8 protein-coding genes are annotated in these 12,966 nt (G+C 61.1%); 7 read left to right on the top strand and 1 reads right to left on the bottom strand.

Annotated elements, in window-relative coordinates; genetic code table 11:
- Positions 1 to 37 precede the first annotated feature (37 nt).
- The 4 genes from AC3YMN_RS18380 to AC3YMN_RS18365 are packed head-to-tail and all read left to right on the top strand — an operon-like array spanning position 38 to position 5,561.
- Complete coding sequence (locus AC3YMN_RS18380) at positions 38 to 1,129, top strand: AI-2E family transporter (RefSeq protein WP_127753159.1); 1,092 nt, start codon at positions 38 to 40, stop codon at positions 1,127 to 1,129.
- Positions 1,113 to 1,862: a P-loop NTPase family protein gene (locus AC3YMN_RS18375; RefSeq protein ID WP_489891148.1), complete on the top strand. Its 750-nt coding sequence runs from the start codon at positions 1,113 to 1,115 to the stop codon at positions 1,860 to 1,862. The genes AC3YMN_RS18380 and AC3YMN_RS18375 overlap by 17 nt, the downstream gene beginning before the upstream one ends.
- Positions 1,855 to 4,026, top strand: a complete 2,172-nt coding sequence (locus AC3YMN_RS18370; RefSeq protein WP_489891147.1) for an RNA degradosome polyphosphate kinase — start codon at positions 1,855 to 1,857, stop codon at positions 4,024 to 4,026. The genes AC3YMN_RS18375 and AC3YMN_RS18370 overlap by 8 nt, the downstream gene beginning before the upstream one ends.
- Positions 4,023 to 5,561, top strand: a complete 1,539-nt coding sequence (locus tag AC3YMN_RS18365) for a Ppx/GppA phosphatase family protein (protein WP_489891146.1) — start codon at positions 4,023 to 4,025, stop codon at positions 5,559 to 5,561. The genes AC3YMN_RS18370 and AC3YMN_RS18365 overlap by 4 nt, the downstream gene beginning before the upstream one ends.
- Here AC3YMN_RS18365 and rnd read toward each other — a convergent pair whose 3' ends face one another.
- Complete coding sequence (gene rnd / locus AC3YMN_RS18360) at positions 5,562 to 6,734, bottom strand: ribonuclease D (RefSeq protein WP_489891145.1); 1,173 nt, start codon at positions 6,732 to 6,734, stop codon at positions 5,562 to 5,564. It lies immediately after the preceding gene.
- A 188-nt stretch (positions 6,735 to 6,922) separates the two neighbouring features.
- On the opposite strand from rnd, the gene aspS reads away from it, so the two are divergent.
- From aspS to AC3YMN_RS18345, 3 genes are all read left to right on the top strand, one after another.
- Positions 6,923 to 8,701, top strand: coding sequence for an aspartate--tRNA ligase (gene aspS / locus AC3YMN_RS18355; RefSeq protein WP_489891144.1), 1,779 nt, complete (start codon positions 6,923 to 6,925; stop codon positions 8,699 to 8,701).
- Between the two features lie 136 nt (positions 8,702 to 8,837).
- Positions 8,838 to 10,412, top strand: a complete 1,575-nt coding sequence (locus tag AC3YMN_RS18350) for an EAL domain-containing protein (RefSeq protein ID WP_489891143.1) — start codon at positions 8,838 to 8,840, stop codon at positions 10,410 to 10,412.
- A gap of 109 nt (positions 10,413 to 10,521) precedes the next feature.
- Positions 10,522 to 12,816, top strand: coding sequence for an NADP-dependent malic enzyme (locus AC3YMN_RS18345; protein WP_489891142.1), 2,295 nt, complete (start codon positions 10,522 to 10,524; stop codon positions 12,814 to 12,816).
- Positions 12,817 to 12,966 lie beyond the last annotated feature (150 nt).

Here is a 12,966-nt window from a genome sequence, read left to right as displayed (position 1 = left end):
CTTCTCCACCCAACCGACGCAAGGGCCGGTCCAGTCAATGACACTGCGAAATCAAGTGCTGATCTGGATCGGATCATTCGTCGTGCTGATCCTGTTGCTCTGGTTGTTCCGGGGCATCCTGCTGCCCTTCGTTGTCGGGGCTGCGCTGGCCTATCTGCTCAACCCAATCGTCAACCAACTGCAGAAATGGCACTTCAACCGCGCTTGGGCGACGGCGCTGGTGCTGGCTACGGTCGTGGCCATACTTCTGGGCCTGATATTCATGCTGGTGCCGCTCGTCGCGCAGCAGGTTGGCGGGCTGGTGCAGCGCCTGCCGGGCTATGCGGCCGAGTTGGAGGCATTGGCGCGTAAATGGGCGCCCGAACTCAATGCCTGGCTGGGACCTGAGCGCGCGGCGCAGGTGGAAGCGACCATGACCGACCTGATGGGTCGCATGGTGGGCCTTGTGGGTGTCCTCACCGGGGAAGTGCTTTCAAGCGGCGCGACACTGATCAGCGCCGTGGGTATCATCATCTTCACTCCGGTCGTGTGCTTTTATCTGCTGCTCGACTGGGAAGGCATGGTGCGCGGGCTGGAAAGCCTGCTGCCGCGCGACCACAAGGGCGAAATCCAGGGCATCCTGCGCGACATCGACAGCGCCATGGGTGGCGCCATTCGCGGGCAGGGCAGCGTAGTTCTCATCCTGGCCGCCTTTTACGCGACCGCACTCAGCCTTGTGGGGCTGAACTTCGGCCTCGCGATCGGGCTGATCGGTGGCCTGTTCAGCTTCGTTCCCTTTGTGGGCTTCGCCATTGGCTTTGTGCTCTCGATGGGCATCGCCATCGTCCAATTCTGGCCTGACTGGTGGTTCATCGTTATCATCTTCATGATCTACATGGTCGGCCAGTTTGTTGAAGGCAACATTCTCTATCCCAAGCTTGTCGGCTCTACGATCAACATCAACCCGGTCTGGATGATGTTCGCGCTGCTCGCCCTGGGTGCTTTGTTCGGCTTTGTTGGCCTGCTGCTGGCCGTGCCGATGGCCGCGATCGGTAGCGTGCTGGTGCGCTATGGCGTGCGTAAATATCGTGAAAGCGCTCTCTACCAGGGCGAAGCAGGCAGCATCGATGGCGATGCCGATGTTGTCTGAGGACGACGAAATCCCCGATACCGGTGCGCAGCTGACACTGGATCTGGGGCATACGCCATCCCATGGCCTCGAGGACTTCCTGGTGGGGGACGGCAATGAACTGGCGCATGGCCGGATCATGAGCTTTCCCGATTGGGCCGACCCAATGACGCTGCTGGTCGGTCCAGCCAAGTCCGGCAAGTCACACCTGGCGCGCATCTTTGCCGAAAGGAGCGGGGCGGTGTTTGCCGGAGCCGATGAGCTGGCGCGTCTCGCCAGCGATGGCGGCCGGCAGCCAGTGATAGTCGAGGATGTCGACAGCCGCGGCTATCCTGAGGCCGCCTTGTTTCACCTCCTCAACCAGTCCTTACGCGACAGCCGCCCGCTTTTGCTGACGGCACGTGAGGGGGTCGCCCACTGGCCGCTGGCAACCGACGATGTCCGCTCCCGAGCGCGGCGTGCTGCGGCATTTACGCTGGAGTTGACCGATGACATCCAGCTGTCACAGATGTTGGTGAAACTGTTTGGTGACCGACAGATCGTGGTCGAGCCAAAGGTGATTTCCTTTATCGTGGCGCGCATGGAAAGATCGGCTGCCGAGGCCGTTAGTCTAGTGGAGTTGATGGATCGCCTGGCTCTCGCCAAGGGTACAGCCATCACCCGCAGCGTTGCTGCCGAGGCTCTAGATCGCCGGTTGGCGGCACAAGGCGCCGGGAGCGATGAATTGGACTGGGGTGGGCCGGAAGATGAATGAAATCGGTCAGATTGGGGAAGCAGACGCCGCCGTGCCGGAAGCCGAAGCTCTGCGCAAAAGCCCGGCCCGGTTCGTCAACCGCGAAGTCAGCTGGCTCCAGTTCAATATGCGCGTGCTTGAAGAGGCCGCCAACACCGCCCATCCGCTGCTGGAACGGCTGCGCTTCGTCTCCATTTCAGCCAACAACCTCGATGAATTCTTCATGGTCCGCGTTGCAGGTCTCAAGGGCCAGTTGCGGGCTGGCCTCGTCAAACAAAGCGCTGACGGTTTATCGCCGAGCGAACAGCTGGACGAGATTTCCACCTTGGCCCAGCACCTTCAGCTCGAACAGCAGGATCATTGGCAAAGCTTGCGCGAAGAGTTGTTCGCGCAGAACGTGGTAATCCATGAAACCAATGACCTGAGCAGCGAACAGGTCAATTATCTCGCCAAGCTGTTCCGCGAAGAGATCTTCCCGGTTCTGACCCCGATCGCGGTCGATCCGGCCCACCCGTTCCCGTTCATTCCCAATTTGGGCCTCGCGCTCGCCTTTGAGCTGCGGCGGCCCAACAGCGAAGTGCCGCTGACAGCCCTGGTGCGCATCCCCAGCAATCTTGATCGCTTCATCAACCTGCCTACGGGGCTGGTATCGGATGGGCGCAGCGAGGTCGTGACCATCGACACGCTGGTCAAGCTGTTCTTTCACAAGATGTTCCCTGGCCACGAAGTTGTCGGTTCCGGCGCCTTCAGGCTGGTGCGGGACAGCGAGATCGAAATCGACGACGAAGCGGCTGACCTGGTGGTCGAGTTCGAGTCCGCACTGCGCCAACGCCGCCGCGGTCTGGTGATCCGGCTGGAAATCGAGCGAACCATGCCGCGGGCGCTCAAGCGCCAGATCAGCGAGCAACTCGGCGTCAAGGACAGCGAAATCTTTGAAGTTCAGGGGTTTCTCGGGCTCGCCGATGCTCGCAAGATTTGTGACATCAACCGCCCCGACCTCAAATTCACCCCTTATCTCGCGCGCTTTCCCGAACGTATCCGCGACTACAACGGCGACAGCTTCGCCGCGATCCGCGCCAAGGACATCTTGGTCCACCACCCGTTCGAGAGCTTCGATGTGGTGGCGCAGTTCTTGATGCAAGCGGCGCGAGACCCCGAAGTGGTCGCCATCAAGCAGACTCTTTACCGGACCTCTGCCGATAGTCCGATCATCAAGGCATTGGTGATGGCGGCGGAAGCGGGCAAGTCGGTGACGTGCCTTGTGGAATTGAAGGCACGCTTTGATGAAGAGGCCAATATCCGCTGGGCGCGCGACCTGGAGCGGGCAGGTGCCCAGGTGGTGTTCGGCTTTATCGAGCTCAAGACCCACGCCAAAATGAGCCAGGTGGTGCGCCGTGAAAAGGGCAAGCTCGTCAGCTACTGCCATATCGGCACCGGCAACTACCATCCGATCACCGCCAAGGTTTACACCGACCTCAGCTACTTCACGATCGATCCTGCCGTGACGCGCGACGTGGCCCGGGTGTTCAACTTCATCACCGGTTACGCGAGGCCGACGGAGCTGGAAACCATTGCGGTTTCGCCCGTCAATTTACGGCAAACCTTGCTCGACAACATCAATCGGGAAGTGGATTTCGCGCAGGCGGGACAGCCCGCGAGCATTCTGCTCAAGATGAACTCGCTGGTGGACCCCGAGATCATCGACGCACTTTATGACGCGAGCCAGGCAGGGGTGAAGATCGATCTGGTCGTTCGCGGGATTTGTTGCTTACGGCCGGGCATCCCCGGTTTTTCGGAAAATATCCGGGTAAAATCGGTGGTTGGCCGCTTTCTCGAGCACAGCCGCATCTACTGCTTTGGCAATGGTGAAGCGATCCCGTCCTCGCGCGCCAAGGTCTATATTTCTTCGGCGGACCTGATGCAGCGCAACCTCGATGGCCGGGTCGAAGTCATGGTGCCGATCCTCAACCAGACGGTGCATAAGCAGATCGTCGACCGGATCCTAGTTGCCTATATGCGCGACAACCAGCAGAGCTGGGAAGTGCTGCCCGATGGCAGTTCGCACCGCATCCGCCTTGCAGAAGGCGAGGAACCGTTCAACGCGCACGACTATTTCATGACCAATCCATCGTTGTCGGGTCGCGGCACGGCGGGGCGGGAAGATGGCGACGAGGATTTTGATTGAACCAGTTTTGGGGCGTAGATGCCGATCCCACCGCTCAGGGGAGGATCAAGGGCGCTCGGCCAGTAGCAGTGCTCGACATCGGGTCCAACTCCGTACGACTCGTTGTTTATGAACGTCACGCCCGCGCCTTGACGCCGCTCTACAATGAAAAGGCCTCCTGCGCTCTCGGCCGTGGCATTGCCAAGTCGGGGCGCCTGGCTGACGCCAATGTCGCCCAGGCGTTGGAGGCAATCAAACGCTTTGCCCTGGTCACGCGCATGATGCGAGTTGGCAAGGTCTATGTGCTCGCAACATCTGCCGTGCGCGATGCGGCGAACCGGGAGGCATTCGTCACCGCCGTTGAAGCCATCATCGACAGTCCTGTGCAAGTGCTGACGGGTGAGCAGGAAGCCCATTTCGCCGGCCTTGGTGTGGTCGCAGGCATTCCAGATTTTGACGGCATTGTAGGCGATCTGGGGGGCGGCAGCCTTGAGCTGTCGCGCATCATCGATGGCTCCGACCGGGAAGGCGAGTCGTTCGAGCTTGGCGTGATCCGCCTGCAAGACGACAGCGACGGCTCGCCCACCAAGGCGGCAGCTCTTGTCCGTGATCGCCTGAAGAAATCCGCGCTTGCCCAGCAGAAGCCCGGCGGGAGCTTTGCTGCCATTGGTGGCACCTGGCGAACGCTGGCCAAGCTGCATCAGGTCCAACGCGACTATCCCCTGCAGATGGTGCAGCACTACAAGGTGCCGGCGGACGACATGATCAAGCTGTGCACCGATATTGTCGAGCACGGCTCGCTCAAGCACTATCCAGGTGCCGAGAATGCCAGTTCCTCCCGCCGTGAGCTTGTGCCCTTTGGCGCAGCCGTGATCAGTGAAGTGCTAAAGGCCGGCCAATTTGGCGAGGTGGTGTTTTCGGCGCTGGGTGTCCGCGAGGGCTATCTATTTGGTATGCTCGACAATCGTGAGCGTGCGCTTGATCCGCTGATTCAAGGCGCCGAAGAGCTATCCGTGCTGCGGTCGCGGTCCCCGTCCCATGCCAATGACCTGATCGAGTTCACGGACCAGTTCTTCGCGGTAAGCGGCACCGTAGAAACCGAGACTGAAAAGCGATTACGGATCGTCTCGTGCCTTCTTGCCGATATCGGCTGGCGGGCTCATCCGGACTACCGGGGCTCGCAAAGCATAGATGCGGTGGCCTTTGGCGGTCTGACCGGTGTGGACCACCCTGGACGGGCGTTCCTCGCCACGGTTATCGCGGTTCGATATAACGGGCTCAAGACCAAGGGCATCACGCAGCCACTGCTTGGCTTGGCATGGCCCGAAGGCACCGCCCGGGCACGACTGATCGGAGCCTTGTTCCGGGTGGCTTACCCGATTACTGCCGCCATGCCGGGAATCCTGCAGCGCATCGGCCTGGCTGCCGACGGCAATGAATTGCAGCTGGTATTGCCGCGCGACCTGGCGTTTCTGGATGCCGAACACCTGCGCAACCGCTTTGAGCAGTTTGTCGGCCTGACCGAGTTCAAGACCTCACGCGTGCGCGTCCAATAGCTATTCGGCGGCAGCAGCGCGCGGCCGCACCACGATTTCCCGCACGCCCTTGTTGGTTGCCACGAGGCCGATCCGCCCATGCTTGATGTCGAGCGCCTTTTCACCAAACAGCTTGCGCCGCCAACCCTTGAGGGCCGGCACATCGGCATCGTCGTCCAACACCAGGGCGTCGATCTCGTCTGAGGTGGCGATGATCCGCGCGGCGACGCCGTGCTCGTCGGCCACTGATTTCAGCAGCACCCTGATCAGATCGCCCACAGCGCCTTTAGGGGAGGGGCCCCGGTAGCGTTCGGCCACAGCAGGCAGCTCTGCCTTGGGCAGAGCTTCCACTTCCTTGAGCAACGCCATCAATTCAGCTGCGGTGGCGCTCCGGCCAAACCCACGTGGGACCGTGCGCAGCTTTTCAAACGCGTCTGGCGTCAGTGGACGCTGCATGGCCAGATCAAACAGCATATCGTCCTTGAGCACACGGCTGCGTGGCTGGTCGCTATCCTGCGCCCGGCGTTCCCGCCACGCCGCCAGGCGCTGCAACGCAGCGAGGTCGCGCGGCCGGTTGATCTTCATCTTGAGCCGTTCCCAGGCCTGCTCAGGCTGAACGACATAGGTGTCGATGCTGCGCAGCACCCCGAGTTCGTCCTCGACCCAGTCCCAGCGGCCAGTGGCATCAACCTGCTTGCGCAACTCGCGATAAACGTCACGCAGATGTGTCACATCGGCGAGCGCGTAAACCTGTTGTTTCTCGCTCAGGGGACGCGCTGCCCAGTCGGTGAAGCGCGAAGACTTGTCCAATTCGATATTGGTGATCGAGCGCACCAGGTTGTCATAGGACACCGAGTCGCCGAAGCCGCAGACGCTGGCCGCAATCTGCGTGTCGAAAATATTGTTGGGGACCTTGCCGGTGAGTTTGACGAAAATCTCAATGTCTTGCCGGGCAGCATGGAACACCTTGATAACGTCGGGGTTGGCCAACAGCTCGAAAAAAGGAGACAGATCAAGGTCAGGCGCCAGTGGATCGATCAAAACCGCTTCATCGTCCGTAGCGGCCTGAATAAGGCACAGCTTGGGCCAGTAAGTAGTCTCTCGCAGGAACTCGGTGTCAACAGTGACGAAATCGAACTTGGCGGCCCGCTCGCAAAAAGCGGCCAGCACGCCTGTGGAAACTACAAGGTTCATACCGAGGTCCGTCTTGAAATAGTCACGATTGTTTCTAGCAGGTGAGCCTAGCCCACTCCATACCTGAATGCGACCGCAGAGTTCTCCCCGCGAAGCCATCCGCGGAACGGCGGGCGGTGCTTCTTGACATCGAACCGCGCCCATGCGCTTTTCCCCCCCAATTTCCGGCCAGTTTTTCAGAGTTTGCTATGACCACACATCGCTATCGTTCGCACAATTGCGGTGCCCTGACTGCGCAACAGGCCGGCGACACGGTGCGCCTGAGCGGGTGGGTGCATCGGGTGCGTGATCACGGCGGCTTGCTGTTTATCGATCTGCGCGACCACTACGGCCTGACGCAATGTGTCATCGATCCTGATTCTCCGGCCTTTGCCGACGCGGAGAAGGTCCGCGCAGAGTGGGTGATCCGGATTGACGGGGAAGTTAAGTTGCGCGACGGCGCAGCCGTGAACCCGAATCTGCCCACCGGCGATATCGAGGTGTTCATCCGCGAGATTGAAGTGCTTTCCGCCGCGCGCGAACTGCCGCTGCCGGTCTTTGGCGAACCCGACTATCCAGAAGATGTTCGGCTGCGCTATCGCTTCATCGATCTGCGCCGTGAAACCTTGCACGCCAATATCGTCAAGCGCACCAAGGTGATCTCCTATATGCGCCGCACCATGGAGGGGATCGGCTTCACCGAGTTCTCGACCCCCATCCTGACAGCCTCCTCGCCCGAGGGCGCGCGCGATTTCCTGGTGCCGAGCCGCATTCACCCCGGCAAGTTCTTCGCCTTGCCCCAGGCGCCCCAGCAGTACAAGCAGCTGCTGATGGTGGCCGGCTTTGATCGCTACTTCCAGATCGCGCCTTGCTTCCGTGACGAGGATCCGCGCGCGGATCGCTTGCCTGGCGAGTTTTATCAGCTCGACCTCGAGATGAGCTTTGTGACCCAGGAAGATGTCTGGGACACGATGGAGCCCGTGCTGCGCGGCATCTTCACCGAGTTTGCTGACGGCAAGCGCGTGACCGAGAGATTCCCCCGCATTCCCTATGATGTGGCGCTGCGCAAATACGGCTCCGACAAGCCCGATCTGCGCAACCCCATTGAGATGCAGTCCGTCACCGAGCACTTCGCCGGATCGGGCTTCAAGGTCTTTGCCGGCCAGATCGAAGCCGATCCCCAGGTTGAGGTCTGGGCCATCCCGGCGCCGACCGGCGGCTCGCGCGCGTTTTGCGATCGCATGAACGCCTGGGCACAGAGCCAGGGTCAGCCCGGTCTGGGCTACATCTTCTTTAAGGACGGTCAGGGCTCGGGCCCGGTCGCCAAGAATATCGGCGAAGAACGCACAGCGGCTATCCGGACCCAGCTGGGCCTTGCGGATGGCGACGCCGTGTTCTTTGTGCTGGGTCGCCCCGAGAAGATGTATCGCTTTGCTGGCGAAGCGCGCACGCGGGTCGGCACCGAGCTCAACCTCGTTGACACTGAGCAGTTTGCCCTGTGCTGGATTGTGGACTTTCCGTTCTATGAATGGAGCGAGGAAGAAAAGAAGCTCGACTTCGCCCACAATCCTTTCTCCATGCCACAGGGGGGGCTCGAAGGGCTTAACGGGCCCGATCCGTTGTCGCTCAAGGCTTACCAGTATGATGCGGTCTGCAACGGTTATGAAATCGCGTCCGGCTCCATCCGGAACCAGGAACCGGAGACCATGGTCAAGGCCTTCGAGCTGGTGGGACTTTCGCGCCAGGACGTTGAAGATCGCTTTGGCGGGCTGTATCGCGCCTTCCAGTATGGTGCGCCGCCCCACGGTGGCATGGCCGCCGGCGTAGACCGGATCGTGATGCTGATCTGCGGCGCGCAGAACCTGCGCGAGATCACCGCGTTCCCGATGAACCAGCAGGCCGAAGATCTGCTGATGAGCGCACCAAGCCCAGCTTCGGCCAAGCAGCTGCGCGAGCTCGGCATCCGTCTCAACGTGCAGGAAAAATAAAGACATTCACCCGGGCAGTCGCAAGACTGCCCGGCTATCGGCGCTGGACTTAAGTAGCCATTAAGCGCGGCTTGATATTCAAGGCACTCCAGTTTGGGCCGGGCGCGCCTTGAGAACGAAATACCCCCATATACTCATGTTGCTTGGTGCGATGCTGGCCTTTGTGCCCATCGCAGCGGTGGACCATCTGCTGGATGCCTATGTCCGGGTCAAAGAGACCGACATAGCGGGCCGTTCCGTTGCGGCGGTGACCCGCTCCATCGAGACCGGGGTAGCCGACGCGCTCGCTAGTCTCGATCGCATTTCTGCGGAAAACCGCTCGACCTGCACCCCGACTTTCCTGGCCAGTGTCGAGCGCGCCATTGAAGCAAGCTTCAGCCTTAAGCAGGTGCTGGTCGAGAACAGCGACGCGGTTCAGTACTGCGCTGCCTTCGGTCGGACCGTCCGCTATTCGCCCTTGTCCGCAGCGCTACCGACAGGCGAGGAGGGCGAAACCATACGCGTCGTGAGCATGGGCGATATTGCCCTGCCAGCCCTCCAGATCAGCCGTTCTTCCGGGTCCGAGCGCATCGTCTCGGTCTTTGTGCCGTTGATCGGAGCGACGACTGAAGGGCTGGAACGGGCCATTCCTGCCGGCGGCATGATCCGGGTCCTGCTGGCTGATGGTAACCCCGTTGCGACCATCGGTGATCCCAAGCCGTTCGAGGGGCGCACATCCGCTGACCAGTTCATCTTCAGCCAGGGGTTTGCCGGCCAATTGCCGATCAAGGTTGAGTCGGCAGTGCCGTTCGCGACCGTGCGGGCGGGTTATGCCGATCTGGATGTCAGCTTCACCGTCATTGCCTGCCTGATGAGCGCGGCCTTCTTGATACTCGCCATCCACTCGGTGCGGCATTCGCGCGTATCGGGCTTCGAGCTTGAGCGGGCGATCGCACGTGGCGAAATGCGGCCATGTTACCAGCCGGTGATCAATTTGCGGACCGGCGAACTGGTCGGCTGCGAGGTGCTGTGCCGCTGGCAAAAGCGCAGCGGAGAGATCGTTTCCCCTGGCGCCTTCATCGATTATGCCGAATCATCGGGCTTGGCCATTCCCATGACCTTGTCGCTGATGCAGCAGGTCAAATACGACCTCGGGGAGCTTTGCACCCTCATGCCCGAGCTCAAGATCTCCATCAATCTGTTTGAAGGACATTTCCGCGACGGCTCCATCGTTGAAGATGTCCAAGCGATTTTTGGGGGATCAGCCGTCGATTTCCGGCAATTGGTGTTCGAAATCACTGAGCGCAAACCGTTGGTCAATTCCCAGCAGGCCCATAGCGTTATTGCCGGGCTGCATGCCCTTGGCGCTCGCCTGGCCATGGACGACGCCGGCACCGGACACTCCAATCTGGCTTATCTGCAGACGCTGGGCGTCGATGTCATCAAGATCGACCGCGTCTTTATCGACATGATCAAACCGGGAACCACCAATGTGCCCGTGCTGGACGGCTTGATCGCCATGGCTCGCGACCTTGAGTGCGAGATTGTGGCCGAGGGCGTCGAGACGGAGGCCCAGGCACTCTACCTTCGTGCACACGGCGTGCTGCAGGCGCAGGGTTTCATCTTTTCGCCAGCCCTGCGCGCCGAAGCATTCAAGGAACTCGCCCTTGCCCTGCACCAGGCGACCATCCCGCCAAGCCGGACTCCCGGCCTCGTTGCCGACGCCGCATAGGGGCCTTAGGCGCAATCGGGGTCATTCGCCCTTTTCAAGTGCGCTGAATGGTGGCACGAACGCGCCAGCCGGCCCCGATGGCCGGGAATCCACCTCGGAGGAGACGGGATTGTCGACGGACATCAACGAGCAGCGTCGCGCCTTGCGCGAAGCGGCACTTCACTTCCACGAATATCCCAAGCCGGGCAAGCTTGAGATTCAGCCCACCAAGCCCCTAGGCAACCAGCGCGATCTGGCACTCGCTTATTCTCCTGGCGTTGCGGCGCCTTGCGAGGAAATCGCCCAGAACCCCGACGCGGTCTCGCGCTATACCTCCCGGCAGAACCTGGTGGCGGTGATTTCCAACGGCACAGCAGTGCTGGGCCTGGGCAATATCGGCGCACTCGCTTCCAAGCCGGTGATGGAAGGCAAGGCGGTCCTGTTCAAAAAGTTTGCCGGCATCGACGTCTTTGACCTCGAGATCGACGAGATCAATCCGGGCAAGTTCATCGAGGCCGTGGCGCCGCTTTGGCCCACCTTTGGCGGCATCAACCTCGAAGATATCCGCGCGCCCGATTGCTTTGAGATTGAGGAGGCGCTCCGCGAGCGCATGCCCATTCCGGTGTTCCACGACGACCAGCACGGCACTGCCATCATTGTGGGTGCTGCGGTGCTCAACGGCCTTGAACTGGCTGGCAAGCGCATCGAGGACGTCAAGATCTGCACGTCGGGGGCAGGGGCCGCGGCCATTGCCTGCCTCAATGTGCTGGTGGCGCTCGGCGCCAAGCACGAGAACATCTGGGTTGCGGACAAGGACGGCCTCGTCACCCACAAGCGCAACGACGTCAACGACAAGTGGCGCGGTCAATTCCGGCGCGTCAGCGACGCCACAAGCCTGGCTGAAGTCATCGACGGCGCCGACGTGTTCCTGGGGCTCTCCGCCGCTGGGGCGCTTCGCCCAGAGATGCTCGAGAAGATGGCGCCCAAGCCCCTTATCCTGGCGCTGGCCAATCCCAATCCCGAGATCATGCCCGAGGTGGCAAAAGCTACGCGTCCCGATGCAATGGTCTGCACCGGCCGGTCGGACTACCCCAACCAAGTCAACAACGTGCTGTGCTTCCCGTTCATCTTCCGGGGTGCGCTGGACGTGGGCGCGACAACCATCAACGAGGAAATGAAGCTTGCGGCGGTGCGTGCCATTGCCAAGCTCGCCCATGAGCCGGGGCTCGAAGTATCGCCTTCGGGTGCACCGGCCGTGTATGGTCCCGAGCACATCATTCCCAACCCATTCGATCAGCGCCTGATCCTGCGCATTGCCCCGGCTGTCGCGCGTGCCGCAATGGATTCGGGCGTGGCCAAGCGGCCTATCGAAGACTTTGGAGCCTATCGCGATAGCCTCAATCGCTTTGTGTTCCGCTCGGGCCTCGTAATGAAGCCGATCATTGATCGGGCCCAGGGCCAGAACAAACGCATTGCTTTTGCCGACGGCGAGGACGAACGCGTTTTGCGGGCTACCCAGGTGCTGCTGGAAGACCGGATTGCGCGCCCCATCCTGATCGGGCGCCCGGCCGTGATCGAAGCACGCATCGAGCGCTTTGGCCTCAATCTTCGACCCGGGGACGACTTCGAGGTGATCAACCCCGAAGACGATCCGCGCTATCGCGACTATGTTTCGCTCTTCCATTCGCTGGTGGGTCGCGACGGGGTGACGCCGGACACCGCCCGTCAGGTGGTGCGCACCAACACCACGGTGATCGGGGCACTGGCAGTCCAGCGGGGCGAGGCGGACGCACTGATCTGCGGTTTGCAGGGCCGGTTCATCAAGCATGTCCGCGACATCCGTTCGGTAATTGGCCTGCAGGACGGGGTGAGCGATGTTTCGGCTCTCTCCATGCTGATCATGCCACGCGGCGCATTCTTCCTGGCTGATACCTATGTCAACATGGACCCAACACCTGACGAGATCGTGGGGATTGCTCTCCAGGCTCGCAATCACCTCAAGCGCTTTAATATCGAAGCGCGAGTAGCGCTGCTCAGCTATTCAAACTTCGGTTCGCGTGACGGCGACAGCGCCTTCAAAATGCGGGCGGCTTACCAGAAGCTCAAGGCGGTCGCGCCCGAGATGATCGTTGAAGGCGAAATGCAGGGGGATTTGGCGCTCAATGAGGAGCTGCGCGAGCGCTATATCCCGGACACAATCCTGCGCGGCGAAGCCAACCTGTTGATCTTCCCCAATCTCGACGCCGCCAATCTGTCGATGACGCTGCTCAAGGAAATGAACAATGCGCTTTCCGTTGGACCCATCCTGATGGGGCCCAAGGCACCGGCCCATATTCTGGCGCCTTCGACCACCAGCCGCGGTATCGTGAACATGGCCGCGATCGCGGCGACCGAGGCGATTGGGATGACGGAATCGGATCAGTAGTTCCGCCGTCGAAACAAGTCAGCGGGGAAGATTGTAGGCCGACGGTTAGCGAGGGGGCGAGGTGCTCCCCTCGCTGGCCCATCGCACCTTGGAATTGCACCGGCATCGCAACCTGTCATTAAGCCCTGCTGGCGCATGATCGTGCTGTTC

It is taken from the genome of Devosia sp. Z11_6, from assembly GCF_058133665.1.
The sequence above is the reverse complement of the archived record's forward strand: the minus strand, read 5'-3'. Positions and strand labels throughout refer to the sequence as shown.

Coding starts and splice junctions, on each gene's coding strand:
- AC3YMN_RS18350 (WP_489891143.1), top strand. CDS start 8,838: ATGTTGCTTGGTGCGATGCTGGCCTTTGTGCCCATCGCAGCGGTGGAC.
- AC3YMN_RS18375 (WP_489891148.1), top strand. CDS start 1,113: ATGCCGATGTTGTCTGAGGACGACGAAATCCCCGATACCGGTGCGCAG.
- aspS (WP_489891144.1), top strand. CDS start 6,923: ATGACCACACATCGCTATCGTTCGCACAATTGCGGTGCCCTGACTGCG.
- rnd (WP_489891145.1), bottom strand. CDS start 6,734: ATGAACCTTGTAGTTTCCACAGGCGTGCTGGCCGCTTTTTGCGAGCGG.
- AC3YMN_RS18370 (WP_489891147.1), top strand. CDS start 1,855: ATGAATGAAATCGGTCAGATTGGGGAAGCAGACGCCGCCGTGCCGGAA.
- AC3YMN_RS18380 (WP_127753159.1), top strand. CDS start 38: ATGACACTGCGAAATCAAGTGCTGATCTGGATCGGATCATTCGTCGTG.